At 38.5% G+C, this 26,864-nt stretch carries 29 protein-coding genes; 19 read left to right on the top strand and 10 right to left on the bottom strand.

All coding sequences use genetic code 11. The features are described from left to right. The first annotated feature begins 151 nt into the window (after positions 1-151). Both WAE64_RS00485 and serA read left to right on the top strand, forming a co-directional pair. On the top strand, positions 152-676 hold the full coding sequence (locus tag WAE64_RS00485; RefSeq protein ID WP_340233218.1) for a DinB family protein: 525 nt from the start codon (positions 152-154) through the stop codon (positions 674-676). A 64-nt stretch (positions 677-740) separates the two neighbouring features. Continuing rightward, positions 741-2,633: a phosphoglycerate dehydrogenase gene (serA, locus tag WAE64_RS00490; RefSeq protein ID WP_340233221.1), complete on the top strand. Its 1,893-nt coding sequence runs from the start codon at positions 741-743 to the stop codon at positions 2,631-2,633. 175 nt (positions 2,634-2,808) lie between these two features. Here the strand turns inward: serA and WAE64_RS00495 are convergent, their stop codons facing one another. From WAE64_RS00495 to gldG, 3 genes are all read right to left on the bottom strand, one after another. Further along, complete coding sequence (locus WAE64_RS00495; RefSeq protein ID WP_340233223.1) at positions 2,809-3,441, bottom strand: gluconate 2-dehydrogenase subunit 3 family protein; 633 nt, start codon at positions 3,439-3,441, stop codon at positions 2,809-2,811. A gap of 18 nt (positions 3,442-3,459) precedes the next feature. Further along, positions 3,460-5,208, bottom strand: a complete 1,749-nt coding sequence (locus tag WAE64_RS00500; RefSeq protein WP_340233225.1) for a GMC oxidoreductase — start codon at positions 5,206-5,208, stop codon at positions 3,460-3,462. 82 nt (positions 5,209-5,290) lie between these two features. Continuing rightward, positions 5,291-6,952 carry a gliding motility-associated ABC transporter substrate-binding protein GldG gene (gene gldG, locus WAE64_RS00505; protein WP_340233227.1) on the bottom strand — a complete coding sequence of 554 codons (1,662 nt, stop codon included), beginning with the start codon at positions 6,950-6,952 and terminating at the stop codon, positions 5,291-5,293. 77 nt (positions 6,953-7,029) lie between these two features. Between gldG and WAE64_RS00510 the strand changes: the two genes are divergently transcribed. The 7 genes from WAE64_RS00510 (at position 7,030) to WAE64_RS00540 (ending at position 11,114) form a co-directional block, all read left to right on the top strand. Then, entirely contained in the window at positions 7,030-7,530 is a 501-nt protein-coding gene (locus WAE64_RS00510; protein ID WP_340233229.1) for a cupin domain-containing protein, read from the top strand. Positions 7,531-7,634: 104 nt separating this feature from the next. Then, positions 7,635-8,105, top strand: a complete 471-nt coding sequence (locus tag WAE64_RS00515) for a DUF4293 domain-containing protein (protein WP_340233231.1) — start codon at positions 7,635-7,637, stop codon at positions 8,103-8,105. Between the two features lie 35 nt (positions 8,106-8,140). Next, positions 8,141-8,827 (top strand): TIGR02117 family protein, encoded by a 687-nt coding sequence (locus WAE64_RS00520; RefSeq protein ID WP_340233234.1) that lies wholly within the window; start codon positions 8,141-8,143, stop codon positions 8,825-8,827. Between the two features lie 8 nt (positions 8,828-8,835). Continuing rightward, positions 8,836-9,246, top strand: coding sequence for an inner membrane protein YiaA (yiaA, locus tag WAE64_RS00525; protein WP_340233238.1), 411 nt, complete (start codon positions 8,836-8,838; stop codon positions 9,244-9,246). A gap of 208 nt (positions 9,247-9,454) precedes the next feature. Continuing rightward, positions 9,455-9,808: a hypothetical protein gene (locus tag WAE64_RS00530; protein ID WP_340233240.1), complete on the top strand. Its 354-nt coding sequence runs from the start codon at positions 9,455-9,457 to the stop codon at positions 9,806-9,808. Positions 9,809-9,813: 5 nt separating this feature from the next. Beyond that, on the top strand, positions 9,814-10,821 hold the full coding sequence (locus WAE64_RS00535) for a type II toxin-antitoxin system antitoxin SocA domain-containing protein (protein ID WP_340233242.1): 1,008 nt from the start codon (positions 9,814-9,816) through the stop codon (positions 10,819-10,821). Between the two features lie 50 nt (positions 10,822-10,871). After that, positions 10,872-11,114 (top strand): DUF2188 domain-containing protein, encoded by a 243-nt coding sequence (locus tag WAE64_RS00540; protein WP_340233244.1) that lies wholly within the window; start codon positions 10,872-10,874, stop codon positions 11,112-11,114. Positions 11,115-11,170: 56 nt separating this feature from the next. Here the strand turns inward: WAE64_RS00540 and WAE64_RS00545 are convergent, their stop codons facing one another. Together WAE64_RS00545 and WAE64_RS00550 are read right to left on the bottom strand one after the other, a co-directional pair. Then, complete coding sequence (locus WAE64_RS00545) at positions 11,171-12,232, bottom strand: NAD-dependent epimerase/dehydratase family protein (protein ID WP_340233247.1); 1,062 nt, start codon at positions 12,230-12,232, stop codon at positions 11,171-11,173. Positions 12,233-12,345: 113 nt separating this feature from the next. After that, positions 12,346-12,582, bottom strand: a complete 237-nt coding sequence (locus WAE64_RS00550; protein WP_340233252.1) for a hypothetical protein — start codon at positions 12,580-12,582, stop codon at positions 12,346-12,348. 121 nt (positions 12,583-12,703) lie between these two features. Between WAE64_RS00550 and eat the strand changes: the two genes are divergently transcribed. Then, a complete protein-coding gene (gene eat, locus WAE64_RS00555) occupies positions 12,704-14,014 on the top strand; it encodes an ethanolamine permease (protein WP_340233254.1) in 1,311 nt (436 codons plus the stop codon). Here the strand turns inward: eat and WAE64_RS00560 are convergent, their stop codons facing one another. Beyond that, a complete protein-coding gene (locus tag WAE64_RS00560) occupies positions 14,015-15,124 on the bottom strand; it encodes an acyltransferase family protein (RefSeq protein WP_340233256.1) in 1,110 nt (369 codons plus the stop codon). Between the two features lie 292 nt (positions 15,125-15,416). Between WAE64_RS00560 and WAE64_RS00565 the strand changes: the two genes are divergently transcribed. Both WAE64_RS00565 and WAE64_RS00570 read left to right on the top strand, forming a co-directional pair. Next, positions 15,417-15,854, top strand: a complete 438-nt coding sequence (locus WAE64_RS00565) for an energy transducer TonB (protein ID WP_340233261.1) — start codon at positions 15,417-15,419, stop codon at positions 15,852-15,854. A 149-nt stretch (positions 15,855-16,003) separates the two neighbouring features. Next, complete coding sequence (locus WAE64_RS00570; RefSeq protein WP_340233263.1) at positions 16,004-16,513, top strand: GNAT family N-acetyltransferase; 510 nt, start codon at positions 16,004-16,006, stop codon at positions 16,511-16,513. 52 nt (positions 16,514-16,565) lie between these two features. Here WAE64_RS00570 and WAE64_RS00575 read toward each other — a convergent pair whose 3' ends face one another. Next, complete coding sequence (locus tag WAE64_RS00575; protein ID WP_340233265.1) at positions 16,566-17,918, bottom strand: methyltransferase RsmF C-terminal domain-like protein; 1,353 nt, start codon at positions 17,916-17,918, stop codon at positions 16,566-16,568. Positions 17,919-18,226: 308 nt separating this feature from the next. Here WAE64_RS00575 and WAE64_RS00580 point away from each other — a divergent pair, with 308 nt between their 5' ends. Further along, positions 18,227-18,907, top strand: coding sequence for a porin family protein (locus WAE64_RS00580; protein WP_340233267.1), 681 nt, complete (start codon positions 18,227-18,229; stop codon positions 18,905-18,907). 67 nt (positions 18,908-18,974) lie between these two features. On the opposite strand, the gene tsf is transcribed toward WAE64_RS00580, so the two are convergent. Both tsf and WAE64_RS00590 read right to left on the bottom strand, forming a co-directional pair. Then, the gene (gene tsf, locus WAE64_RS00585; RefSeq protein ID WP_340233269.1) at positions 18,975-19,805 is read right to left on the bottom strand and encodes a translation elongation factor Ts; all 831 of its coding nucleotides are present in this window, start codon (positions 19,803-19,805) and stop codon (positions 18,975-18,977) included. Between the two features lie 240 nt (positions 19,806-20,045). Further along, positions 20,046-20,693, bottom strand: a complete 648-nt coding sequence (locus WAE64_RS00590) for a DUF4190 domain-containing protein (RefSeq protein ID WP_340233271.1) — start codon at positions 20,691-20,693, stop codon at positions 20,046-20,048. Positions 20,694-21,010: 317 nt separating this feature from the next. On the opposite strand from WAE64_RS00590, the gene WAE64_RS00595 reads away from it, so the two are divergent. The 6 genes from WAE64_RS00595 to WAE64_RS00620 all read left to right on the top strand — a co-directional run bounded on the left by WAE64_RS00595 (position 21,011) and on the right by WAE64_RS00620 (position 25,148). Continuing rightward, positions 21,011-21,658, top strand: coding sequence for a hypothetical protein (locus tag WAE64_RS00595; protein WP_340233273.1), 648 nt, complete (start codon positions 21,011-21,013; stop codon positions 21,656-21,658). 71 nt (positions 21,659-21,729) lie between these two features. Further along, positions 21,730-22,458 (top strand): hypothetical protein, encoded by a 729-nt coding sequence (locus WAE64_RS00600; RefSeq protein WP_340233275.1) that lies wholly within the window; start codon positions 21,730-21,732, stop codon positions 22,456-22,458. After that, the gene (yidD, locus tag WAE64_RS00605) at positions 22,421-22,777 is read left to right on the top strand and encodes a membrane protein insertion efficiency factor YidD (protein ID WP_340233277.1); all 357 of its coding nucleotides are present in this window, start codon (positions 22,421-22,423) and stop codon (positions 22,775-22,777) included. The genes WAE64_RS00600 and yidD overlap by 38 nt, the downstream gene beginning before the upstream one ends. A gap of 4 nt (positions 22,778-22,781) precedes the next feature. Beyond that, entirely contained in the window at positions 22,782-23,609 is an 828-nt protein-coding gene (locus tag WAE64_RS00610) for a tetratricopeptide repeat protein (protein ID WP_340233280.1), read from the top strand. Between the two features lie 30 nt (positions 23,610-23,639). After that, on the top strand, positions 23,640-24,491 hold the full coding sequence (locus WAE64_RS00615; RefSeq protein WP_340233283.1) for a tetratricopeptide repeat protein: 852 nt from the start codon (positions 23,640-23,642) through the stop codon (positions 24,489-24,491). Positions 24,492-24,629: 138 nt separating this feature from the next. Beyond that, entirely contained in the window at positions 24,630-25,148 is a 519-nt protein-coding gene (locus WAE64_RS00620) for a hypothetical protein (protein ID WP_340233285.1), read from the top strand. Positions 25,149-25,276: 128 nt separating this feature from the next. Here the strand turns inward: WAE64_RS00620 and WAE64_RS00625 are convergent, their stop codons facing one another. Then, positions 25,277-26,839 carry an aldehyde dehydrogenase (NADP(+)) gene (locus WAE64_RS00625; RefSeq protein ID WP_340233287.1) on the bottom strand — a complete coding sequence of 521 codons (1,563 nt, stop codon included), beginning with the start codon at positions 26,837-26,839 and terminating at the stop codon, positions 25,277-25,279. Positions 26,840-26,864: the final 25 nt, after the last annotated feature.

The following is a 26,864-nucleotide window of genomic DNA, read 5'->3' on the forward strand; positions in this document are numbered from 1 at the left end:
AACTGAAATTAAAACTCAAAACAATTCATTTTGTATTATACTAAGAAAATTCTTGACATTTCGTTTAATTATTGAAAATCAGTTGCTTAGCTCTGTTTATTGCATAATAGTTCTGTAAATTTGAGTTGACAACAAAACACTCCCCAAAGCAATGACTCTTGAAGAGCGGCAGTTTCCTATTGGTAAATGGAAACCAGAAAGTAGCTATTCTGAAGAAGAAATGGCTCGAAACATTGGCATTATAGAGCAGTATCCGGCCAAGTATGCGCAATTAATTGCAAATCTTTCGGCAGAAGAGTTGGCAAAGTCTTACCGTGAAGGCGCCTGGAGTATTCATACTCTAGTGGTTCATGTTTCAGATGTGCATATTCTGCATTTTGCCCGTTTTAAACAGGCACTTTGCGAAGACAATTCGCAGGGGTTTATACCAAATGTTACAGGCTGGGCCAATAACCCCGAAGTACCGAGCGTTCCACTAGCCGATGCCCTATTGTTACTAGAAGCTACGCACAAAAGATGGGTACATCTGCTTAAGTCGATGTCCGCCCAGGATTTCAACCGAACATTTTATCATGCTGGCCGCCAGATAACTGTTACTTTAGCACAGGCATTACACATGGGTGCCTGGCACACAGCACATCATCTTGAACATATTAAGATTGCATTGGCAAGTTGAGCAGTAAATAATCAGTAATCAGAATACTTTTAACATAACACCTATTATAGAGGCTTAGTGATTCATGAATAACCAACCTTATTTTATTATAGACTTCGACAGCACTTTTACAAAAGTAGAAGGGCTCGACGAGCTAGCTAATATCGCCCTTGCAGGCAATGCTAATCAGGAAAAAATTGTAGGCGAAATCAGAAAGCTGACCGAAATGGGTATGAATGGTGAGATTTCGTTTTCTGAAGCCCTAAGCAGAAGAATCGACCTTCTGAAAGCCAATCGTTCGCATATTGATAAACTGATTGATTTCTTACATACCAAAGTATCGAACTCGTTTCAACGCAACGAAAAGTTTTTGCGTGAATATGCCGATAACATATTTATTGTTTCGGGTGGCTTTAAAGAGTTTATTGTGCCTATTGTAACAGCTATGGGCTTGAAAGAGGAAAACGTATATGCCAACGACTTTAAGTTTGACAACGAAGGCAATATTATAGGCGTAAACGAAGACAATGTACTGGCTCATGAAAAAGGGAAAGTGAAACTATTGAGCTCACTAAAACTTGATGGAGATGTATATGCCATCGGCGACGGTTATACCGATTATGAGTTAAGAGCATCGGGGCTGGCAAATCGTTTTTATGCTTTTACCGAAAACGTAGAGCGTGAAAAAGTAGTAGCCAAAGCCGACCACGTGGTGCCTTCGTTAGATGAGTTTTTGTACTTGAATAAACTGCCACGTAGCCAGTCTTATCCTAAAAGCCGTATCAAAGTGCTATTGTTAGAGAATGTGCACCCTGTAGCGGTAGAATCATTCAAATTTGAAGGCTTTGATGTTGAGTTTCATAAAGGAGCGATGGATGAGGACGAACTGGCCGAGAAAATAAAAGGGGTATCCATTTTAGGGCTTCGTTCTAAAACCAATGTTACCAAAAAGGTTTTGGAAAATGCCGATAAACTGATGATTATCGGGGCATTCTGTATCGGTACAAATCAGGTAGATTTGAAAACAAGTACCGAAAAAGGTATTGCCGTTTTCAATGCACCTTATAGTAATACCCGCTCGGTAGTTGAGCTTGCCGTTGGAGAAATGATTATGCTTATCCGTAATGTATTCTCGAAAAGTATAGGTATGCACGCCGGAAAATGGGATAAATCGGCTAATAATAGTTTTGAAGTACGTGGCAAGAAATTGGGTCTTATTGGCTATGGCCATATCGGTACGCAATTATCGGTTATTGGCGAGGCACTAGGTATGGAGGTATATTTCTACGACATTGTAGATAAAATGCCTATCGGAAATGCCAAGAAATGCCGCTCGTTAGACGAAGTTTTGAAAGTAGCCGATGTAGTAAGTATGCACATTGATGGCCGTAAAGACAACACCAATATCTTTGGCAAACGTGAATTTGAGTTGATGAAAAAGGGAGTAATATTCCTGAACCTTGCTCGTGGCCACGTAGTTGATGTACCTGCTTTGGTAGAAGCCATTAAAGAAGGCAAAGTAGCAGGTGCAGGGGTTGACGTGTTCCCTTATGAACCTAAGACCAACAACGAAGAGTTTATCAACGAGTTGAGAGGATTACCAAACGTAATTCTGACGCCGCACATTGGTGGTAGTACAGAAGAAGCACAAGAAGGCATTGGCCATTATGTGCCTGAGCGTCTGCTCGAATTTATGAACAACGGTAGTACCACAGGTAGCGTAAACTTCCCTGAGCTACAATTGCCATTATTGAAAAACTCTCACCGCTTGTTGCATATCCACAAAAATGTGCCGGGTATATTGGCAAAAATCAACAATATATTTGCCAAACACGCCATCAATATCAATGGTCAGTACCTGAAAACCAACGAGAAAATTGGTTATGTGATTATGGACGTTGAAAAAGGCTATACCGATGAGTTTATTCAGGAGATAAAGGATATTGAAGAGACGATTAAGTTTAGAATGTTGTATTGATAAATAAACCTTGTCGGTTAGAAACAACAAAAGATTTATTCTGGTTAAAAGCCCGACTTGAGTCGGGCATAGCTATTAAAAATACCTTTGTTATTTTAGTCGGTGAATTTATTCACCGAGATACAAAAAAGCCCTGAAAGAATCTCTCTCAGGGCTTTTGTATTATTAAAAAGTATTAATCCTTTTTATCATAGATTGGGTCATACTTCAAGCCGTATTTATCTAATACATCTTGCGGTACACCTTGCCAATCGTTCGGCGTGTTACCCATATAACCCAAATCGTCGAAGCCCATACGAGTTGTATAAAAGCCCGTAACGGTCAGGTTTCTGATTTGAGAGAAAAACGCTGCACCTTGCGTAAACTCTGGTTTTACGTCTTCCGGGTATGCAATATCTTCTACTATTTCGATACGTTGTTTAGGCGTAATCTGACCAAAAGGTTTGCCGAAGCGTTTATTCGAATGATTCTCCAACCATTTCAAACCACCTCTGATTGGCGTTTGATAATGTGGCATATCTTTTACGATAAATTCGATAAAAGCCGGCACACCTGCTTGCGTAGCACTACCCGATTTGCCATCGGCCGGGATAATAATATCAGCCAGGATTCCGATAGTAGCCAATTCAGCTACTGTCAGGAATTTATCAGCCATTATTTTTTTATCTCTTTCTATTTCCTCCGGTATACGGGCCGGAGTAGTCTTGAACGGTTTCGGGTCTGGAGCAGCTACCAAATCGGTAGTTGGTAAAACAGCCATTCCCAACGAAGTCAATGAAATTGCTTTTAGTGTATCTCTACGTTTCATGTCTGGAAAATGGTTTTGTTAAAGGTTTTTAGCTTTTACCTGCTCAGTGATATAGTCAGACGTACGCCAAGAGCTCGCCAGGATTGTCCAGGTTACGTTTTTATCACCTTGCGATACGAAAGGAGCCGCATCAACTACAAATAGGTTTTTCACGTCGTGCGCTTGTTGCCATCCGTTCAAAGCCGATTTTTTAGGGTCGTTACCCATACGTACCGTACCAATTTCGTGAATGATTTCACCCGGTTGAGCTAAACCATAGTTAGTGCTTGCATCAGGTTTTTTACCTAAAGCAACACCACCCATTGCATGGATAATCTGTTCGAATGTATCCTGCATGTGTTTGGCTTGTTTTATCTCGTTTTCGCTCCATTTGTAGTGGTAACGAAGTGTCGGGATACCATATTTATCTACGTTGTTAGGGTCAATCTCACAATAGTTCGATTCCAACGGAATAGGTTCTCCACGGCCCGCCATACCAATATAAGCACCATAAGTAAGGCGAATATCCTCTTTAAGGGCTGCGCCATAGCCACCTGCTTTTTTCTTGTTACCGTTTTTATCAGGATAAAGCCCATTTACACGCTCAATACCACCACCGAAGCCAAAGCCCGGCATACCCATACCACCACCATACTCAATATGGTAACCTCTAGGAAAATCAAGCGTTTTGTTATCTATCCACCAAGGCGTAAATACGTGCATACCCCCTACACCGTCTTCGTTGTAGCGTTTACGGTCCATCAAAGCAGGGATAAATGCCGAACGACTAGCCCCTGTAGAGTCGTTAAGGTATTTACCAATGATACCGCTATCGTTGGCAACTCCTCTTGGGAATCTTGCCGATTTTGAGTTAAGCATGATTCTGGCTGTTTCGCAAGTACTGGCTGCCAGAATAATGATTTTACCTTTTACAGAATATTCTTTCAGGTCTAGCTTATTTACATAAGATACGCCCGTTGAAAGCCCTGTGTTAGGGTCGGTCAATACTTCTCTTACCATTGCGTTGTTAATCAAGGTAAGGTTACCCGTTTTAGCAGCAGGAATACATAGTACTGACGACGAAGAGAAGTCGGCATAAGCCTGACAAGCTCTACCACATTGCGCACAGTAGAAACAAGCACCACGAGAATCGTTGATAGGCTTGGTAAGCATAGCCATACGAGACGGAATAACCGGAATACCAATACCAGTAGCCGCTTTTTTAAGCATCAGCTCGTGCAAGCGTGGTTTTGGTGGCGGTAAAAATATTCCATCCGGCTCGTTACGGATACCTTCTTTTGTACCAAACAAACCAATCAATCTATCTACTTTATCATAATAGGGTGCATAATCTTCGTAGCTGGTAGGCCAGTCGTCGCCGATACCAGTCAGAGAACCTCTACGGAAATCATCAGGGCCAAAACGCATAGAGATACGCCCCCAGTGGTTGGTTCTACCGCCAAGCATTCTTGAACGGAACCAACGAAACTGTGTGCCCGGCATAGCTGTATAAGGCTCGCCTTCAATATCCCAACCACCCCAAGCGGCATCAAAGTCTCCGAACGGACGGGTACGCGTGCTTGCACCACGGCGTGGCGACTCCCAAGGATTTTTTAATTGAGTGATATATTTAGGGTCTGCAGGGTCAAAGTAGCCACCCGCCTCTAACAAGCAAACCTTTGCACCAGCTTTAGTAAGTTGGTATGCTGCCATACCCCCACCTGCACCAGAGCCTACAATAACAACATCATAGACCTTCGGTTGCTCTTTAATTTCAAATAGGTTCATGTTTAACCGGTCGTAAATAGAAGATGAGAAAAATGAATTTAGAGTGTTAAAACTAGTACTTTTTTTATAAAAAAAAGGCTATTCAGTAAGCAAATTTTCTTTTGCGTAGCATAAATAAAATAATTCCAAATAAAATCACAATTCCAAGCGGTAAAGCAATATTAATAATCTGCCATTTTGTGCGCTCGTCTCGTGTGCGAAGTTTATCCAGAGGCCGTAGTTTTATTTCTTTTCCACGTGCTTGTATAACCCCATTTTCGTCAATCATGTAATCGATAGCATTCAGCACAAAGTCTTTATTACCAAATACATGCTGCGTAGTTTTATCGAAACCCAATGGCAAGGGGTTACCCGTTTTTGGGCTAAGGTCGTTCACGATTAAATCACCATCAGAGCAAACCAGCATTTTTGTTGGCACACTTTCGGCTTTGAACGATGCATAATTAGGGTCTGAGGGTAGCAAACGGTTTTTGTATAGAGACTCAAACTTACCTTCCAACAAATAGGCAATTGTTTTTATACCACCATTGTAATCGTCTTGTTGAGTTTCGGTATGAGCTTCGTTATATGTTACCAATGCTGGCGCATTCAATACCTTTGTGTATGGTGTTGTCATTAACAAAGGGGTTTTGTTAACACCCGCTGCTTGTACGGTATCGATAGAAGCTACGTAGCGACAGAAAATCAAATCCAGGTTATTTGTAATAAGGCTTTTGCCAAAATTATTAATTACCGGAAAGAATCTGTAAGGTATAGGCTGAATATTAGGCTTATCGCCCATGTTTCCAACCACCATCGGAATAGCCGCCGAACTTGCACCATCTTTTACAATATTGCTGTTGATTCGGACCCCGTATTTAAAAAACAAATCGGTCAGGTTCAATTCTAGTGGTTGAGCATAAGTGCCTTGTAAGCCTACCGAATCAACTTTCAGGCCATCAACAAAAAACAAGGCTCTGCCCCCATTCATTACATACTGGTCAATTTTATATTTAGTACTATCATCAACCGGAAAATCAGGCTTTGGCAGAATCAAGGCATCAAGCCCCTGAAAGGTAGGCGATTGCTTGGCATCAATGATAAACAAATCGTATCGTTCTTGTAGAGAAGTAATCAAATCGGCAAAGCTCACAGGTTTTAGTTTGGTAAACTCAGCCAACAAACCAATCTTCTTTTTTTCCTTCAGCGTCAATTTTCTGATAGCATTGGCTAATTCATATTCCACGTTTTCGTACGATTGGTTCAGTTTCTCCTGTGCTGTTCTGCCCTCTGTGCCTTTCAACAACAATACCGGCACTTCTTTACCTTCGTAGCTTACAGATGCATACGGAAAAACGATATTTTCTACCTGACGGCCATTTTTATTATCTATTACCCGTGTAGGTTCCATGCCTTTTTTCATGAGCTCGGCATAAAATTCTTCACGTTTTTTGGTATCGTTTTCTGCGCTTGGGTCTATCAAACGATAGTCAATTCTTGAACCCCCATATACCTGAAACTCATCAAGTGTTTCGTTCACGGCACGTTTCAGTCTTTCAAAGCCCCCAGGCAGCTCGGTTCCACCCAAATATACCTTTATCAGAATCTCTTTATCCAGATTCCCTAATAGAGTTTTAGTGGCATCAGAAATAGAATACCGTTTTTCTTCAGTGAGGTCTAAGCGAAAGAAAACAAAAGAGGCCAGCACATTTAGCACGACAATTACGCCTACAATAGCAAGGATTTTTATAAATTTACTTTTCATTAAGAGTTCTGAAGAAACCGGTTCTTTTAATTTTGCTCAAAAATAAGACATTCGTTCATCTATTTCCACATTAAATTATGAAAACAGCCAAATATTGGGTTGAAAAATACAACATGCAGGCGCATCCTGAAGGTGGATACTTTGCTGAAACCTATCGTTCAGCCGAAAGTATTCCTCATGATGCTCTTCCTAAACGATTTAAGGGGGAAAGAAATTTTAGTACCGGAATTTATTTTTTGCTCGAAAGCCACCAGTTCTCTGCCCTACACCGCATACAGGCTGACGAAATGTGGCATTTTTATTATGGTGTACCACTCAATGTTTTTTATATCGATAAGCAAGGTTTTGTGCAAACCATCAAACTAGGCGATAACCCCGAAAATGGTGAGGTTTTTCAGGCAGTTGTGCCGGCTGGAGTGTGGTTTGGCAGCAAACCTGCGCAACCCGATGGCTACTCTTTGGTAGGATGCACGGTAGCACCGGGTTTTGATTTTTCGGATTTTGAGATGGCTAGTCGTGAAAAACTCCAGAATGACTACCCTCAACACAAAGAGATTATTGGTCTATTGACTAACTAATGAATCTTTTCAATAAAAAAAAGTGTAGGTTTCTTAAACCATTTGCATGAATATTTACCTTTGTACTGATATTTGTATTTAATAATTATTAATTTATTGTTGAAATGTTACAACGCCCTCAATCACTTTTATTGCTTCTCACTGCTATTTGTATGATTCTGTTTTTGGCCACTCCGGTATGGCATAAGGTTGGAGTAGGAGAAGAAGCGATACTTAACCCGTATTATCTTATACACCTGAAAGGCTCTTTAGCTGCTGTAAGCAAGCCTGTTTATTACTTGGCTGTTATGGCGGTTTTTTCGGCCGGGGTATCAATTTTCACTATTTTTCAATATAAAAATCGTGTGCGCCAGATGCTTTACGTAGCACTTAACTCTTTAATTGGAGCAGGCTTACTTGGGGCTACAGTGTATCATATACAATTTGAAGGCACAAGATTTTTTGCGCCGGAAACACAAGGCGAATTTGGTATCGGTTTCTGGGCTGCATTTGTTGCACTAGCCGCTAACTGGGTAGCTAACCGCCTGATTCGTCGTGATGAAAAAACTGTAAGAGATGCCGACAGAATGAGATAATAAGGCTCACAAACACATAGAAAACCTATTATTAATTGAAAATTGCCTTAAAAATACTCAAATATACTGGACTTGCTTTGCTCGCATTGGTTTGTTTAGTAGGTGTTTATCTGCTTGCAGCCTTTGTTTTATCAAGGATAAGCGTAGATAAAGAAAGCCAGACACAAGGCGAAATTCCTGTCTATATTCTGACTAATGGTGTGCATACTGATTTGGTGCTCCCAATTAAAGATGAACAGATAGACTGGAGCAAAGAAGTGAAATTTGCCAATACTATTGGTAAAGATAGTGCGTTTGAGTATGTAGCATTTGGCTGGGGCGATAAAGGCTTTTATTTAGAAACACCTACCTGGGCCGACCTCAAGGTTAGTACAGCCCTTAAAGCGGCTTTCTCGTTGAGTACAGCAGCTATTCATGCTACTTTTTACAAAGAACTGACTGAAGGGGCAGATTGTGTAAAGATATATGTTTCGAAAGAAGAGTATTCAAGACTCATAAAATATATTCAGCAGAGTTTTATTACCGATGCGCAGGGGCATCTGATTTATATCAAGACCAATGCTAACTATGGTGATGATGATGCTTTTTATGAAGCCAAAGGTAGTTATAATATACTTTATACCTGCAATACGTGGGCTAATAACGGGCTGAAAAGCTGTGGACAAAAAGCCAGCCTCTGGACGCCTTTCGACACCGGAATTTTTTATCAATACCAAAAATAAATTAATCTATGTATCAGAAACCATCAGCAGCATTTGTGGCAGCATCGTGGGTAGCATTAGGAGCCGGAATGGCAGGTTTTTTGGTTGGGCTCTGGCGCTCAGAGATGTTGCTTAACGAAAAGGGCTATTATTTTACTATCCTAATGTATGGGTTATTTTCGGTTGTATCTGTTCAGAAAAGCGTGAGAGACCGCCTGGAAGGTATTCCGGTAACTGATATTTATTATGGCCTTAGCTGGTTTTCTACTATTCTGAGTATAGTATTACTAACCGTTGGCTTATGGAATGCCACACTCTTGCCAAGCGAAAAAGGCTTTTATGCCTTTGCGTTCTTACTGGCTTTGTTTGGTGCTATTGCGGTACAGAAAAACACGAGAGATGCTACGCAGGGGAGTAGTAACGAAAAAAGAAATTCGTAATGAGTGAAATAATCATTGTCTACAAAATAAGCTCAACTGGTCGGTTGAGCTTATTTTATTATAACTGATTCCATAACACCTTGTCACTTAATATAACAAGAATAACCATAAAGTTGTTTTTACTATATTAAAAACAAAATAAACAAACTTTATGGTTAAAATAAGAAACTTTTTATATATTTGTATATTGAATTCTAACGTTATACTAATGGCATCTAAGGAGGAAGTGCTTTCGTTTTTAAGAGATTTTAATGTAAAAGCAAATATTTGGGGTATTGTATTTTTAGACGATAGAGCTAAAAATTCTAAGGCATTGGCTTTATTAGAGATTTCACCTATTGAGCGCAAACAAATCATTAAAGAATTACATTTACATGATTTTTCAGATGGTCCTATCAAAGACGGAATGAATATAGGTGGCGATTTATGGGTATTTGGTAAAATGGTAAAGAATCAGGAAGTTTACATAAAAATTTCAATGGGATTCAGTAATAACCCAACCATTTGTATTTCTTTTCATCTATCTGAATACACTATGATATATCCCTACAAAACTATTTAAGATTTATGAAATATATAAAAAGTCCATTTAGTGACAAAAATTTGCAAGTAAGAACACGTTTGGAGAAAATACTTTTTAGAAAGGAAGAGTTTGAAATTATTTACCAATATTATGAAGATAAAGGACAGCAATTTACTACTGATGAAGAAGATGAGATAAATTTAAAACAAGTTTATAACCAATATAGAGAAAAACACAGATTACCTTTTCCTGAAGAAATTCAGGAAATAAGAGAAAAATATCAACTTTCAGCATCAAAAATGTCAGAAGTTTTAGGTTTTGGAATAAATATATATCGACAATATGAAAATGGAGAAGTACCAAATCACTCTAATGCAAGATTAATTCAATTAATAAAAGATCCAGAAGAATTTAAAAAACTAGTGCAATTAAGTGATGTTTTTAGTTTAAAAGAATTAGAAAAGATTATTAAACATATTGATACACTAATTCTGAAAGGCAGACATAATCAAACCCAATTCATTATTGAAGATTATATTTTAGAAAATTCAGAAAAACCTTGCTCTCAAAACGGCTATCAAAAACCCAACTTACAAAAGGTTAGACAAACTATCCTTTATTTAGTAACTAAATTAAAACCTTATAAAACTGCTTTAAATAAATTTTTATTCTATGCCGACTTTGTTCACTATAGAAATTATGGAAAATCTCTTATGGGATTAAGATATAGAGCTATTCCATTAGGTACCGTTCCAAGTAATTACAATAGGATTTTAGCAGATACTATTGAACGAGGTATTATTAATGTAGAATATGTAAACTTTCCAAATGGTATAGGTGAAAAGTTTAATCCCGGAACTGAAATTGAATTAAATTTATCATTATTCTCTGATAAAGAATTGAATACCCTTGAATCTGTAGTAGAAGCATTTTCTGGCAAAAAAACTAATGAAATTGTGGATTTAAACCATCAGGAAACTGCTTGGATTGAAAATCAAGAAAACCGTCAAATTGTTGATTATAAATTTGCGTTTGAATTAAAATACATATAGAAATTTGAATCTCTACTAATAATTTATTGTTAACTTAAATTTATAAAATTATGTCAAATTATCATGTCTCAAAGAACAAAGAAACCTCTAAATGGGATATCCAAAAAGAAGGCGGCTCCAGATCAAGTGGCTCTGCTAATACACAAAAAGAAGCTGAAAAAATGGCAAAAACTTTTGCTTCAAACTCTGGTGGTGGAGAAGTAAGAATTCATGGTCTAAATGGCAAAATTCGTGATTCGGATACTGTTGCCCCAGGAAATGACCCCAGATCAATCAAGGACACCAAACATTGACATATCGTTAACAAAAAATCCTAATCGGCTGATTAGGATTTTTTGCTTTATATCATTTAAACACGTTTGCTGATGTTGTCATACATCTGCACCAATGTTTCTTTCAAATCATATTTCCAGCTCCACTCTGGGTAGTGAGTTTTGAACTTAGAAAGGTCAGAGATATACCAGATATGGTCTCCGCTACGGTTATCTTCTGCATAGCTGAAGCTCATTTTATTTCCGGTAATTTCTTCACAAAGCGCAATTCCCTCCTGCATTGAGCAGTTAGCAAAACGGCCACCACCTGCATTATAAACCTCACCCGGACGAGGTGCATTATAAAAATGCCAGAACATATTCACTAGGTCCCAGCTATGGATATTATCACGTACTTGCTTGCCTTTGTACCCGAAAATAGTGTAGTGATTTCCGGTGATAGCACATTTCATTAAATATGCCAAGAAACCATGTAACTGCGCACCTGAGTGATTAGGACCAGTTAAACAACCTCCACGGAAAACAGCCGTTTTCATTCCGAAATAACGGCCATACTCTTGCACCATTACGTCAGCCGCAACTTTCGATGCACCAAAGATTGAGTGTTTCGAGTGGTCGATTGACATTAATTCATCAATACCGTTTTCGTAGTATGCATGAGATGGGTCAATTTCCCAACGGGTTTCAAGCTCTACTAATGGCAAGTAGTTTGGTGTATCGCCATATACTTTGTTGGTCGATGTAAAGATAAACACGGCATCAGGGCAATGCTGGCGTGTCATTTCAAGCATTACTAATGTACCATTGGCATTTACAGTAAAATCTGTAAAAGGCTCACGTGCAGCCCAGTCGTGGCTTGGTTGTGCAGCAGTATGTACAATTAGTTTAATATCGTTGCCATATTCTTTGAATATCTTACCGATTTGTTCTTCCGAACGAATATCGGCATTGTAGTGCTTATAGTTGTTGAATTTTTCTTCCAGACGATTGCGGTTCCAATCTGTTGAAGCCTCTGAACCAAAGAAATATGAACGAAGATTATTATCAATACCTATAACCAGGTCAAACTTTTCTGCAAAAAAGGCTACCGACTCGCTACCTATCAAACCTGCCGAACCGGTTACTAATGCTATTTTCATTTTTTAGGCTTTTATTTTTTATGAGGTGTGAAAAATAAAAATAGGCATATTACAAGCTTTTAATAGCACGACGCTATAAAGACCGTAATTTGCCTACTCTATGAGCTATAAAATTAAGCTCCGGTTTTTCCATACAAAATTTCACGAATTTTGTTCGCCTTTACTTCAAGGTCTGGATTAGCCGTATATTTATTTTTTAGTTGTCTTGCAGCAGAATCAGGGCTTACACCATATACCCATTGGTCTCCTTTGCGAACATCTTTTTGTTCAATTCTATTTGTTTTTTGATAATTGCATGATGCTAACGAAACCGCTACTACTGCAACTAATAACACGCGTAACTTTCTCATGTTAGAAATGTTGTTCTTTAAATTTGCACAAATTTAAGTTCATCAATCCAAACCGCCAAAACAAATTGTATTTTTTAAATGCCTAAATTTTATTTCTTCAAAGTATTTGATAAATTTACACATGGCACAATCACAAGAAGAAAAACTACAGAAAAGTCTCACACCTACTTTACTATGGGGTTTAGGGGTAGGTTATGTTATTTCAGGCATGTATTTTGGCTGGAATTTGGGCCTTGAAAAAGGCGGTACCCTAGGCATGGCTATTGCTACTATTGTAGTGGTAGTTTTGTACATTACCTTTTCTTTAAGCTACGCCGAGCTAGCCTGTGCCATACCCAAAGCAGGTGGCGCCTTTGATTATGCCAATAGAGCTTTGGGCCAAAAGTGGGGCTTTCTGGCCGGGATGGCCCAAAACATTGAGTTTCTTTTTGCACCGCCTGCCATTGCCGTAGGTATCGGTTCTTATTTCAATGTTATTTTCCCTCAGATTCCGGTTACGGCTATTGCTATTACAGCTTATCTGATATTTACCTTATTAAATATATTAGGCACTAAATTGGCCTCAACTTTCGAGCTGATTATTACTATTCTGGCGGTATTGGGCCTTATCATTTTCTGGGTAGTTGTGTTTCCAAGCTTTGAGGTTAAAAATCTAAGCATAAACCCATTGCCGAATGGCTGGGCAGGTAGCTTTGCAGCTTTGCCTTTTGCTATATGGTTTTTCTTGGGTATCGAAGGTTTGGCCAACGTAGCCGAAGAATCGGTGCATCCACAAAAAGATATTACATGGGGCTTTGGCTCTGCCATGACAACCCTAGTTATACTCTGTGTGCTTACCTTTCTGGCAGCCGTAGGCGTTAGTGGCTGGGAAGCTATCGTATTTAATGCTGATGGCAGTACTTCTGACTCACCGCTACCAATGGCTATGAGCAAGGTTATTAGCCAAAACAGCCTTATTTATTCGTTGATTGTCGGTATTGGCACTTGTGGGCTTATTGCCTCTTTTCATGGTTTAGTGTTAGCTGCCGGGCGTTCAACTTTTGAGTTTGGGCGTGTAGGCAATGCACCTCGTTTTCTGGGCAAAGTTCAACCTAAGTTCAAAACGCCAGCCAATGCCTTATTGCTGAATATGGTTTTGGGTATAGCCGCTTTGCTTACCAACTCAACTGCCGATATTATTATTCTTTCGGCTTTTGGGGCCCTCACAATGTATATTTTTTCGGTAGTATCTTTATTGGTATTGCGCAAAACAGAACCTACATTGCACCGCCCTTTCCATGTACCGCTTTATCCGCTTTCGCCTATTGTGGCTTTAGTTATTGCTTCTATTGCATTACTAGCCATGACTATTTATAATCCCATGCTAGCACTTATCTTTTTTGCTATTCTGATAGGGAGCTTCTTATTGGCAACATTACTAAAAAGGGTGTAACTACACCCTTAAGAATATCTTATTGCGGTACATAAACCACAAGAACACCCACTTCACAACTATTATTCCTGCCATAAGTACTACTCCCTCGTAGTGCTCACCTGCAATATCGGCTATCCATTGAAAGAAACCCTTTGATGTATAGTACCAGTTAATGAATTTACTCGACATATAAATCAGTATAGAATTGGTGCCGATTACCATAAAGAAAAACGCCCAACGACGGAAACCCAGCACATCGATAACATAATAAAAAATAGATAGCAATACCAAACTACAGCCACCTACGTATAGTACAAAAGAGCTTGTCCAGAGATTTTTGTTAATCGGGAAAAACAAATCCCAGAAACCACCAATTATTAAACAAACTACACCTGCTATTGCTAAAGACGGCGCTTTCCGCATTTTGTCCATCGGGTTGTTTTTCAGAAAATTACCTGCAAAAATTCCGAGCAAACCAGTACCGATTGCAGGTAAGGCAGAAACCAAGCCCTCAGGGTCGTGAATACCCCGATGTAAACGCCCCGGAAGTATGGTTCTATCGAGCCATGAAGCAAAGTTCCCTTCCATTGTTAAATCGCCAGTCGGGAAACCCGGCGCAGATGTAAACCTGAGCAGTAGCCAATAGCCAATCAGAATACACGCAAACCATACGTATTGAAACCTCTGGCTGGCATATAGGTAAATGATACAGGCAAACATATAAGCTATACCTATTCGCCCTAATACACTCGGAAAACGCACCTCTGAGAGTGGTTTTATATGCAAGCCATTGTTGTAGATAATGCCGAGCAATACCAGAATAAGCCCACGCTTTATAATCCGCATTAATAGCTTCGATTTATCAGAACCTTTTTCTAAATCACGCCCTACTGAATAAGGTGTAGAAACGCCCGACATAAACAAAAAGAGCGGAAAGATGAGGTCGTAGAACCGAAAACCATTCCAATCGACGTGCGATAGCTGGGTAGCTATCCAGATAGCAGCAGGGTGCTTGGTGGCCAGCATTAACTCATGAAAAAAATCTTCTGCACCCATTATCCAAAACATATCAAAACCACGAAGTGCATCAAGCGAGTAGAGGCGTTGTGAAGTAGAACTTTCACTCATTTTAATAGGGCTTAGGTTTAAAACTTAAATGTACACATTTTAACATATTCTTATATTTGTTGAGTGAAATAGATTTAAGAATTTTAATACAATCTTCATAAGAGATAAATTAATATCTTTAAAATACATCAGGACATCAGTCAATATCTATAAAATTATATACTTATCAGTGTTCGATTCGTACCATTCGTCCTCTAGTACCTAGTCCGAATAGTACGAATATTTCAGTCATAAAATCCCGTTCAGTAAGCTTTTATTTATACCTTGCATGCAATTATAAACTCTACTTTAAATGAAAAATTATTGTCTTCTTTTTTTTATACTTCTTTCAATAAATGCTTTCTGCCAGTCAGGTAGTACGCAAAAAGATACTACCTCTTTTATAGAAATCAACCCCGAGTTTCCAGGAGGAATAAAAGCGTTTTACAAGTATATTAATCAGAATTTTAACTACCCCAAATCTGCAATAAAAGCAGGCTATATGGGAAGAGTAATCGTAAAATTTATAATTGAAAAAGATGGAAGAGTTAAAATTGATAATATAAATTCTTCAGAAATGGTTTTTCGAAGAAAAAAGGCTACTGAAGAGTTAAGACAATTAGCAATAAAAGAAATGATTGTTGCAATAACAAATCATTATGAATCTATGCCTATCTGGAAGCCCGGTACACAAAATGGCACACCTGTAAGAGTTTTCTTTACAACGCCATTATACTTGGAATTTCAATAACCTAAGAGAATATTCTTGTTTTAATCTCCAAAATACTACTCGTACCATTCGTACTTTCGTACCTAGTGCAGATAGTACGAACGGTACGAATGATACATTGCACAAACCAACAATATCTCTTTTATTTGCATAAAATCATCTTGTACTACATGCTAATCAGACTCGCTACTTTAAACGATGCTCTTCGCCTACGTGACCTTTCAGAAATTACTTTTCGTGATACTTATACGGCCTACAATACACCCGAAAACATGGAACACCATGTGGCTAAAAATTTTTCATTACAACAAATAGAAAAAGAGTTACAAGATGCGACTAACCAATATGTTGTGTGTGAAGATGCAGCGCATTTAATTGCTTTTGTGAAACTGGTAAAAAATCACTTGACCAAAGGTTTAACAGAAGAAAAAGTAGTAGAAATAGAGCGAATATATGTATTGAAAGATTTTCATGGCCAACAATTAGGCCGAAAACTCATCGACTTTTGTACTAGCTGGGCTAAAGAACAAGGTTTTGAAGTAATATGGCTTGGTGTATGGGAACATAACCACAATGCCATGAAGTTTTATGAGAAAATGGGTTTCGAACGTTTTGGGGAACACACCTTTGTATTAGGCGACGACGTACAAACCGACCATGTAATGAAGAAATACTTATAAAATCAGGGGAAGTCTGTTGTAGATTTCCCCTGATTAATAACATTTCAGAGAATTACTCTGGAATATCCATTCTGATGCGCCATTCTTTAGGCAGATAATTATTGATTCTACCACCGATTACCTTCATAAAACCTAAATTTAAACCCTGATAACGGGCTAATAACCAACCTTTAGGTTGCTCAGACAAATCAGTAGTCAGGTTTTCTCTTTTCAGAAATTTCAGTGCATCGTCTTTCGATAATTCAATGGCAGGTAAATTCTGAGCGATTGCCGTGCTCAAAGCCAAATCGTGGCTTGGTATAAAATCATTACCTTTAAACTGCCCGATTTCCAGACCCGACGAGCGTTTGTGCAATGCTCTGAACAAAACAGCATATTCGTTTGTCAAATCAGCCGGAATTGCCACTATTTGTCCATCTGGTTTTTCAAAATACTCGAAAGTATCAGGTGTTTGCAACCATTCCTTCAATACCTCAATTTTTTTCTGGGGTACTCTATTGAGTTTAATTTTTCCTTTGGCTTCTTGTTTATCACCTCTGGTCTTTCTGAAAACAGCCAGATAAAACCCTTCACCTTTGGTTTTATGCGGATAAAACTGATACCCGTATTTACGTGCTGTAATTCCCCATTCGGCAGGAATTTCAAGTTCTACTGGCTCAAAATCAGCTACTTGTGTTAGCCATTGGGCATTCAGTTCGTTTTCTTTTTCGTTGTAAGTACAGGTAGAATAACACAGAATACCACCCGGAGCTACCAGCATAGCTGCTGCCTGCAAGATTCTTTTCTGGCGTGCACAACATATCTGCACGTTATTCTCCGACCACTCATTCATGGCCTTTGGGTCTTTTCTGAACAAGCCTTCGCCAGAGCAAGGCGCATCGGTAAGCACTATATCAAAGAAACCCTCCAAGTCTATCATCTCTTCCGAATCGTGGTTGCTCACAATATAGTTAGGAAAACCCCATTTTTCGAGATTTTCTTTCAGAACCCCTACTCTACTCTTTATAACCTCGTTGGCAACTAGCAAACTTTTATTATTCAATAAAGAAGCAAGCAGGGTAGTTTTGCCACCCGGAGCGGCGCACAAATCCATTACTTTAAGTGCTTTGCTTGTGTCTATTGCTTGTCTGATAGCCTCAGCTACAAACATCGATGAAGCCTCTTGCACGTAATAAGCACCTGCATGAAAAGCGGGGTCGAGCGTGAAAACAGGCCGCTCAGCCAGATAATAAGCATCAGAGTGCCACAATACCCTTTCTTGCGTTGCAAGGGGCTCTGAGGGCGTTTTTCTGTTGTTAAGCCTTATGGTAACAGGCGTTGGCTCGGCCAGACTTTCTACGAAAGCAGGATATTCTTCGCCTAAAATTTGCTGCATCTGCAGCGAAAATGCTTCTGGTAATTTCATTAACGTTTCATTAACAATACTTTTGCAACTTGAACAGTCTAAAAGGCATCTTGCATACAGAAGCAGTATCTGTAAACAAACTTTTTTAAACTTATTTCTTTCGACTACAAATGGCTATTTGTTTGATTATATTTCAGAGAAAAACTTCGTCCGTAGTTTTACTACGAACTTAGCTTTTCTCTTCATCTAATCAAAAAATATCTCATTTTCGTCACGAAATAAAAAGTTTAAATAAGTTTTTAAAATCATAAGCCTATTGCAAGACCACTATCCATTTTTTTACAAATTTATAAAAACTGATTACTAAAATGAGAACCGTACTCAAAACACTTGCATTATTGCTTATCACACACTTTTCGTTTGGCCAAATTCAACTTGGCGTAAGAGGGGCTGCTAACTGGTCGACAATGACAAAATTTGACCTTATCCAGAACGTAACACCAACTTTCAGACTGATGCCCTCAGCAGGCGCTGCCATTTTTGCCGAGTTTCCTATCAATGATCAACTATCTATTCGTCCTGAGTTAGCCTATACTCAAAAAGGTTTTCTTATAAAAGAATCGCTTAACCTTGGTGGGTCTGATTTTCTGGGAGTAAATATACCACTTGGTGGCACACTAGCTTTTAAAACCAACTACTTCGAATTACCAATTCTTGCCAAATTTAAAGTAGGCGACCCTGATGCACCACACGCTTATTTCCTTTTAGGGCCATCGGTGGGCTATATGGGCGATGCCAAAGCGGTGATTCGTGTGTTAGGTCTTTTCCCGATACGCCCCTCTATTGGCACAGGCTTTTTCCACCAGTTCGAGATTAGCGGTGTTGGTGGTGTAGGTTTCGAGTTCCCGGTAGGCAATGCCAATCTATTTGTTGAGGGCCGTTATCAACATGGCTTCTCAAGAGTACTTGATATTCCGCTTTTACAACTACCTGTGCGTAACCGTACTTTAGGCGTATCAGCTGGTTTCTCATTCCCAATCGGTGGGTAAAAATAAAGCCCCTCTCGCATGAGAGGGGCTAATTTCACTAAACAACGTATCAAAATCGTGTTTCAAATTAGATTTGTACACGTTTGAATGCTGTAACTTTCAAACCTTTTTGCGTATTTTCAAGTAACTGAGCAATAGTTACTGAGCTATCTTTCACGAATTCCTGGTTCAACAAAGTATTTTCTTTGTAGAATTTACCCAATTTACCCATTGCGATTTTCTCTAACATTGCTTCTGGTTTACCTTCTTGACGAGCGATGTCCATACCGATTTCAATTTCTTTCTGAACAACTGCAGGATCAACATCGTCTTTATCTAAACCTACTGGTTTCATAGCAGCAATTTGCATCGCAATATCTTTACCTACTTCCGTTACGTCGTTTCCTTGCGTGTTATCAAAAGCTACTAATACACCTAATTTACCAGTTGAGTGGTTGTAAGAAACAACTTGTTGTGCTTCTACTTGTGCATACTCAGTGATAACTAATTTCTCACCGATTTTACCAATCAAATCTGTAATATTTTCTTCTACAGAGCGGCCATCTGCCAAAGTAAAGCTCAATAGCGTTTCTTTATCTTTAATATTGTTTTGCACACCAGCCTGAAGAATTTCTTCTGCTAGGTTACGGAAAGCTTCAACTTTAGATACAGGCTCGGTTTCACAAGCAAGTGCTAAAATAGTAGCTGTTGCACCATTATCACTTACGTTTGTTAATACAATACCTTCTTTAGTTTCGTTGTCAGCACGTTTAGCTGCTACTTTCTGACCTGCTTTACGAAGAACCTCTACGGCTTTGTCGAAATCGCCTTCAGCTTCTGTTAAAGCTTTTTTGCAGTCCATCATACCAGCCCCTGTCATCTGACGGAGTTTATTTACATCTGCTGCTGTAATATTCATGATTTTTATAAAATATAAAGAGTTTCAAAAAAGATTAATCAATAAGAAATATTGACTTTTAAATAAAAAACCCCTAAAGGGTTCTATTCGGGGTGCAAAATTACAGTTTTTTTCGGTAAAAGCAAAAGCTAATACTTATAGAGTAAGAATTTATATATTCATAATATGGCAGCCCCTTGTAATATAATAACAGCAGTCTGACTATCGAGCTTCTTTTTTTTCAAAAAATTTATCAATGTATTATAGATTAGAGATTAAGGATGTGATAAAGATAACCGCAATTATCCCTAATATTAAAACACCAGCCCCTAAAACAATACCTAAAACAGCCATTACTCTTTTAGAAGTACTTTTTAAACTTATGATTCCAGTAATCATGGCACCTAGCCCCAATAAGAAGCCTACCCAAACTCCAAAGATTAACAATGTCACGCCAAATAAACCTAAAATTAAAGAGATAATTGCAAGGGTATCATCAGCGCTTGATTCAGGGTTGGCTGTAACAGCCGATTTTTTGCTTACTTGTTTCGATAATTTTTTGATTTGCTGTATTGCCTTAACCTTCTGAATGAGTGTAGTTTTTTTCTTAACCGCTGTATTGGGTTCAAGTTTCTTAGGTTCAGCTATATTTGGTTTTTCAGATATTGTAATTGTTTTAGCTTCTATACCTGTAACATTTGTGCTATTGGCGTAGATACTTTCGGTAGGCGCACCTGGCAATATTACTTCGCTAGCGGGTATATCATCGGATGCTTTAATTTCAGTTTTTTCAATACTGTGAGCGTAATCAGTTTGTGAACTATTTTGAAAAGTAGCATATTGTTTTTTCTGGCATGAGATTAATGACATTAAACAAAAGCTAATAACAAAAAGGAGAATTTGTTTCATAATTGACAATACGTTTAAATTATAAAATCTTCAATAAATACAAAACAACATTACTCTCAATATGTTATTTTCTTTAAGTCAAGACAGCTTAGTTTTTGGATATAAAATACATAATCAATACTCGATTCACCTTTTAGAGAGGTACCTAAGACAACTGCCTTAAATTTGACTATGATTTTACGCTACTACATTTTTAATCCATTCAGTAAAAATTATTCAAAAATAATTCAAAAAAAAATCGTTTTTTTAAATTAGGATAGTATATTGCAAACAGAAAAAAAACCTATTTTTTTGACCATTTAAAACCATTTAAGTAAATGAAAGGAAAATTATCTATTATCTTCGCAACAGCCATTTCTTTCTTCTTTGTATCATGCCAAAAGAAACAATATGCTTTTGTACAACAAGGAAAAGTTGATAATTATGCTTATGCACAAGCCCCTAAAACTCAGGCACCAGCAATAGCAGAAACTACACCAGTTGTTGTTGAAAATACAGCAATTGCTACTTCAGAAGAAATTGCAACTGCAGCTATTGCAAACCCTACAGAGACATTAACGGCATCGAATGATGTTACTACTGCTCCTACTCAAGCTGAAGCGTTGAAATATGACGAAAAAGCTATCAATGCTGAGTTCGAAAAACTGAACAAATTAGAAACATATGTAAATGCCAACGAAGGTACTACATTGGCCGATGTTCAAGAAACAGAACTGACTAAAGACTTGAAACTTGACACTAATGTAACTTCTACAGTTGCAGCTGGTGAATTACCATTGAACATTCCTGCATTCTGGTGGGGTTGCGTACTTGGTCTAGTTGGTGTTTTAGTTGTTTATATCGTAACTGACCAAGACAAAGATCAAACTAAAAAAGCACTTTATGGCTGTTTAGTTTGGGTTGGTGTTTGGTTATTGTGGTGGATTTTCGTTGTATTAGTTGGTGGCAGAAGCTTCTGGTTTTAATTAATATAAGATTCATAAAGGAAAGCCCAACCCCTTGTTGGGCTTTCTTTGTTTAAGTGCTTATTAAAATAATGAAAAAATTAGTATTCTTATTCTTTCTACTTAGTGTTCAATATACTTTCGGGCAAGAGTTTTATCGTTTGAAAGCAGATGTTTCAATTAAAGATAAATTAGCCACAGGAGCCTATCGCCTTACAGTAGGAAAGGTTTACTACAATAAGCCGTCTATGGGTTTAATTTATAAACTTCATTTTCCGCAAGAAGAAACCATTATTATTAAAGATACTACACTATATAGATTAGATAAAAAAGACTCTTTACTGGCTGCACAGACCGTAACCATCATGAACGAGTTTTCGATATTTCATTTATCGTTATCGGGCAAACTAGCAGATTATGGTATTAACTCCGGAAAAGTAAATGGTGTTTACAAAATAGAGAAAGTAGAAAAAGATGCCGATGGACGGGTGATTACAACCTGGAAAGTAGTAGAAAAACGACTCTTGAAGATTCTGGGTAAAATAAAAATGGCTAATATTGACAAAAAATTAGATGCCATAGCGTTTTATGATGTATCGGACAAACTATTGAGCCAGCAGTTTTTTAAAGATTATGTAAACATAAAAGGTGTAGTTTTTCCGAGACAAGTCACTCAGATTTCTTATAATTCAGATGGCACGCAGAATTTCCAGCAAACAACCTATAAAAACATTGTTATAGATGAAAACGGCGAAGATAATATCTACAACCACCATATTCCTGTTGTTCCTATTTCTAAATCAGGCAACAGCCCAAAGTAAAGAAGAGATTAGTCTTCATAGAAACGTAATACAACATCCCACTAAAAAAGTTTATAAAGAAGCTAAAAGCAATAAGAACGAGGTTCAATACCTTTTTTCGGGGCTTTTCTTATTCTATAAAACATTCTTTTCTTCGCAAGACTTAACCGTTTGTACTTTTACTCCTTCTTGTTCAGAGTATGGCATTTTATCTGTCAAGAAACATGGCGTAGTAATGGGTGGCATAAGAACAATGGACAGGCTCACCCGTTGCAATGGTTTAAGCCCTACAAAGTACGAGATTGATATGGACGCCAAGTTGTTGATTGATAAACCCTAATCTGATGAAAAAAACCTTATTATTACTATTAATTGTATTCCCTTTCATAAATTCTTCAGCACAAGACCTATATAACTACGATAATTCTAAAAAATTTGCCGAATATCTTTCTAAATCGGGTCAATATGAAATAGCTACTCGTGAATACGAACGATTAATTTTCATGCTTCCTCAAAACGATAGCCTGAAAACCTCTCTTTTATCTATGTATCGGCGTTCGGGTAAATTAGACCAGGCATTACTCAGAGGCCGCCAGCTATACCCAGATATAACCATGATGTCATCGCCCTCAGCTATTGAGTATAGCCGTAGTTTGCTTCTGAAAGATGATTATAAATTAGCCAAAGAGTTTTGGGCTACAAATACACAATTATCAGAACCTGATAAAATAATTTTATCGGCTACTTCCGAAATCTTGCAAGACCACTACAAAGCTGCCAATGAAATTCTGGAAGTGCTGAAAGATGAAGACCACAAACTAGCTACTGATTATAAAACGCTGGCAAGCCAAGCCGTTAAAATCAGAAGAAAAAGCCCTGCCTTAGCCGGCATTATGTCTACAATAGTACCCGGAACCGGACGTTTTTACACAAAAGACTGGAAAGACGGTTTGGTTTCTATGTTTTTTGTTGGCACTATGGCCTTCCAGTCTATCAGAGGTTTTAGCAAAAGCGGTGTAAAAAGCACTCGTGGATGGATATATGGCTCCATTGGGCTAGGTTTTTATCTCGGTAATATTCACGGCTCTGTGGCTTCTGCCAAAGCCTATAACAAAAAAAGCCACCAGTCGATAAAAAATAGGATTGATAACCTCTTCAATAGTTATTTCTGACAATTGCTAATCCAAAAATCTTTATTACCTATGAAGAGCACTATCATTAAATACTTTATAATACTATTTCTGGCTTTCCCTTTTTTAGCTCATTCGCAAGACCTTGCAGAAACATTTGCCTTTGCAAATGAGCTATTCGAGAAAAAAGACTACCAAGGAGCTGCTAATACTTACAGACGAGTTATTTTTTTTGACAAGGCAGAAGAATACCGAAAACGCTGCTATAAAAATATTGCCGATTGCCTCTATGCTACGCAAAGCTATGAAGAAGCCGCCGATTATTATGAACTGGCTTTTTATCAGCAAAAAACAGATAGTACAAAGGCAGAAGTATTATTTAGAAAACTATCTTGTTTTTTGATACTGGGCAATTTTGAATATGCCGAAATAGAATTAGTAAATATTCCCGACAATCTTACGCCTGAGCAACAGAGACGCAAAACTTTTTATTCGGCCCTCCTTCATTTCTCGACTGAAAAGTACGAAGAATCAAAAAAAGAGTTTCTTGCATTAGTAGATTCCAAGAATCTGGAAGCTAAACAAAACATTGAGGAATTGTTTGTCAAGAATGATAAAATAAGCCGCCTAAGCCCAAAAAAGGCACGAATTCTAAGCACTATTTTGCCTGGCTTAGGTCAGTTCTATGCAGGTGATGTAAAAAATGGACTAAACTCGCTTTTATTAACGGGTGGAATTGTCACCTGGGGGATTCTGGCAGCCATTAGTAGTTCGAGCCCGCTTGATATATTTATAACAATGGTGCCTTGGTTTCAGCGTTACTATATGGGTGGCTATAAAAAAGCAGAAGTAATTGCCGAAAACCAGAAAAAAAAGCGGAGGTCGAAAGTCTATAACCAGATTTTAGACCAGGTAGCTAATTAGATTTACGGACTCCCAAAGAACAATTAAAACGGCGATTCCGACCGTTCAATATAATTTTTAATCATTTCCTAACAAATTATAGTGTTAGAATATTCTACATTATCTAATTTTCGGCTCTAAAATTTAAAAAACGTTATTATGAAAAAATTACTCACAATGACTGCCGTTGCAATTTTATGTTGCATTTTCGCAGAAAACACACAAGCACAAGCATTCCAAAAAGGAACAAAAAATTTAAATGTGGGCCTTGGTTTAGGTTATGGTGTAGGTTTAAATGCCTCGGTTGATGTTGGTATTCATGAACTAATAAGTGTTGGTGCTATTGGTGCATTTAGCTCTTCTAACCTTGGTTATGGATTAGGCCGCTTTAGAAGAACCACATTTGCCATTGGTGGTAGAGGGGCTGTTCACCTAGGTAAATTTGTAAATGAAGCTTTAAGTATCGACGACAATAAATTTGATCCGTATGTAGGTATAGCCCTTGGCTTTAGAACAGTTAAGTATAATGATGATTATGCTCTTTTTTATAACGGAATTGGAACTGGTTTAATGTATGGAGGATATGCAGGTGCCCGTTATTATTTTAAAGAAAAACTAGGTGCTTATGCCGAGGTCGGTTTCCCATACACATCGTTGGGTATAACACTAAAATTCTAAATCCATTAATACTTTCTGCCGAAAATTAGATGTGTTAATATATAGTGTTTCTTCATTCTACCAGGATTCGCACATAAAAAACAGGTGTCGGGATTTCCAACACCTGTTTTTTATTTTATGCTACTTTATTACTTCGTCATCTCGCCATCAACCAAACGCCAGATATTGAGTGGGTTATCACTTTTTAATTCATCAGGTAGAATAGCATCAGGGAAATCCTGGAAACTTACCGGACGAGTGAAACGTGTAATGGCTCTCGTTCCGACCGATGTAGAACGAGAATCGGTAGTAGCCGGGAATGGCCCACCGTGTATCATGGCATGATTCACCTCAACACCTGTCGGGAAACCATTCAGAATTAATCGACCTACTTTTTGCTCCAGAATATCCAATAATTCGCTGTATTCTTCAAAGTCTTCTGCTGTTCCGTGTACTGTGGCAGTTAAATGCCCTGTCAGATTTTGCGCTGCTATCAGAATCTCTTCTTTTGTATTAGCTTCTACAATTAAGCTTGTAGGGCCAAAGATTTCTTCAGCCAGTTCAGGCTGAGCATTCCATGCTTCAATATCGGTGTGCAAAATAACAGGCTCAACAGCCGTGAAGCCTTCAGGTGCTTTACCGATACCTATTACATTGGTATATTGTTTCGAATGCTCGGTTCCTCTCACATAAGCGTCACGGATACCCGGTGTGAGCATAACTCCCCCCTGTGTATCTGATGCATTTTTGCCTATTTCGTCCATAAAGTCTTTGTCGTTTTGCAAAAACAATATACCCGGATTGGTACAAAACTGCCCAACACCCAAAGTAACTGAGCCTAAGTAACTATTGGCAATTGCTCTTCCTTTTTCGGCAAGTATTCGGGGCAAAACAAACACAGGGTTTGTGCTACCCATTTCGGCATATACCGGAATTGGCTCCGGACGGCTAACAGCGGCATCAAATAAAGCTTTGCCTCCTTTCAAAGAGCCCGTAAAACCAATGGCTTTCACGGCAGGGTGTTTTACCAATGCCATACCTATTTCGTGACCGTCGTCAAATAACAAAGAGAATACACCATCAGGCATGCCTGTAGCTTGTGCGGCTTTTTGCACAGCTTTAGCAACTAGCTCTGATGTACCCAAGTGAGCCGGGTGCGCTTTCACTATAACACTACAACCTGCTGCAAACGCCGATGTAGTGTCGCCGCCTGCTACCGAGAAAGCCAAAGGAAAATTACTTGCCCCAAAAACCCCTACAACACCCAGCGGTCGCTCCATAGAGCGTAAGTCGGGGCGAGGCGCTGGTTGGCGGTCAGGCAGCCCTGAATCGATACGGGCATTTACCCATGAGCCTTCACGTAGTAACTGTGCATATAGCCTTAACTGGCCTACTGTGCGGCCTCTTTCTCCAATAGCACGGCCTTGTGGCAAGCCTGACTCCAGCATGTATCTTTCTAACAATACATCGCCTAATGCCTCTATTTCTTCGGCAATTTTTTCTAAGAAATTTGCCTTTTCAAAACCTGATTTTTTACGATAAATCTGGAACGCCTTCTCAGCTTTCTCGGCTGCATATTCCAGTTCGTCGAGGGTAGCTTTAAAGAAAAGTGGCGCAAGGGCTTCGCCTGTTGCCGGATTAATGCTTTGGATAGCTACTGTGCCTTCTGAGAAGGTTTCAAAACCAACAATATTCCTTCCTGTGAGTTGCATGTTAAGAGTGTTAACAAACAAATAA

Source organism: Emticicia soli (genome assembly GCF_037860775.1).
GTDB classification, from domain to species: Bacteria; Bacteroidota; Bacteroidia; order Cytophagales; family Spirosomataceae; genus Emticicia; species Emticicia soli.

Bases quoted from the DNA above. Each gene is read 5' to 3' on its own strand.
- WAE64_RS00485 (WP_340233218.1), top strand. From the start codon at position 152: ATGACTCTTGAAGAGCGGCAGTTTCCTATTGGTAAATGGAAACCAGAA.
- serA (WP_340233221.1), top strand. From the start codon at position 741: ATGAATAACCAACCTTATTTTATTATAGACTTCGACAGCACTTTTACA.
- WAE64_RS00495 (WP_340233223.1), bottom strand. From the start codon at position 3,441: ATGAAACGTAGAGATACACTAAAAGCAATTTCATTGACTTCGTTGGGA.
- WAE64_RS00500 (WP_340233225.1), bottom strand. From the start codon at position 5,208: ATGAACCTATTTGAAATTAAAGAGCAACCGAAGGTCTATGATGTTGTT.
- gldG (WP_340233227.1), bottom strand. From the start codon at position 6,952: ATGAAAAGTAAATTTATAAAAATCCTTGCTATTGTAGGCGTAATTGTC.
- WAE64_RS00510 (WP_340233229.1), top strand. From the start codon at position 7,030: ATGAAAACAGCCAAATATTGGGTTGAAAAATACAACATGCAGGCGCAT.
- WAE64_RS00515 (WP_340233231.1), top strand. From the start codon at position 7,635: ATGTTACAACGCCCTCAATCACTTTTATTGCTTCTCACTGCTATTTGT.
- yiaA (WP_340233238.1), top strand. From the start codon at position 8,836: ATGTATCAGAAACCATCAGCAGCATTTGTGGCAGCATCGTGGGTAGCA.
- WAE64_RS00530 (WP_340233240.1), top strand. From the start codon at position 9,455: ATGGCATCTAAGGAGGAAGTGCTTTCGTTTTTAAGAGATTTTAATGTA.
- WAE64_RS00535 (WP_340233242.1), top strand. From the start codon at position 9,814: ATGAAATATATAAAAAGTCCATTTAGTGACAAAAATTTGCAAGTAAGA.
- WAE64_RS00540 (WP_340233244.1), top strand. From the start codon at position 10,872: ATGTCAAATTATCATGTCTCAAAGAACAAAGAAACCTCTAAATGGGAT.
- WAE64_RS00545 (WP_340233247.1), bottom strand. From the start codon at position 12,232: ATGAAAATAGCATTAGTAACCGGTTCGGCAGGTTTGATAGGTAGCGAG.
- WAE64_RS00550 (WP_340233252.1), bottom strand. From the start codon at position 12,582: ATGAGAAAGTTACGCGTGTTATTAGTTGCAGTAGTAGCGGTTTCGTTA.
- eat (WP_340233254.1), top strand. From the start codon at position 12,704: ATGGCACAATCACAAGAAGAAAAACTACAGAAAAGTCTCACACCTACT.
- WAE64_RS00560 (WP_340233256.1), bottom strand. From the start codon at position 15,124: ATGAGTGAAAGTTCTACTTCACAACGCCTCTACTCGCTTGATGCACTT.
- WAE64_RS00565 (WP_340233261.1), top strand. From the start codon at position 15,417: ATGAAAAATTATTGTCTTCTTTTTTTTATACTTCTTTCAATAAATGCT.
- WAE64_RS00570 (WP_340233263.1), top strand. From the start codon at position 16,004: ATGCTAATCAGACTCGCTACTTTAAACGATGCTCTTCGCCTACGTGAC.
- WAE64_RS00575 (WP_340233265.1), bottom strand. From the start codon at position 17,918: ATGAAATTACCAGAAGCATTTTCGCTGCAGATGCAGCAAATTTTAGGC.
- WAE64_RS00580 (WP_340233267.1), top strand. From the start codon at position 18,227: ATGAGAACCGTACTCAAAACACTTGCATTATTGCTTATCACACACTTT.
- tsf (WP_340233269.1), bottom strand. From the start codon at position 19,805: ATGAATATTACAGCAGCAGATGTAAATAAACTCCGTCAGATGACAGGG.
- WAE64_RS00590 (WP_340233271.1), bottom strand. From the start codon at position 20,693: ATGAAACAAATTCTCCTTTTTGTTATTAGCTTTTGTTTAATGTCATTA.
- WAE64_RS00595 (WP_340233273.1), top strand. From the start codon at position 21,011: ATGAAAGGAAAATTATCTATTATCTTCGCAACAGCCATTTCTTTCTTC.
- WAE64_RS00600 (WP_340233275.1), top strand. From the start codon at position 21,730: ATGAAAAAATTAGTATTCTTATTCTTTCTACTTAGTGTTCAATATACT.
- WAE64_RS00610 (WP_340233280.1), top strand. From the start codon at position 22,782: ATGAAAAAAACCTTATTATTACTATTAATTGTATTCCCTTTCATAAAT.
- WAE64_RS00615 (WP_340233283.1), top strand. From the start codon at position 23,640: ATGAAGAGCACTATCATTAAATACTTTATAATACTATTTCTGGCTTTC.
- WAE64_RS00620 (WP_340233285.1), top strand. From the start codon at position 24,630: ATGAAAAAATTACTCACAATGACTGCCGTTGCAATTTTATGTTGCATT.
- WAE64_RS00625 (WP_340233287.1), bottom strand. From the start codon at position 26,839: ATGCAACTCACAGGAAGGAATATTGTTGGTTTTGAAACCTTCTCAGAA.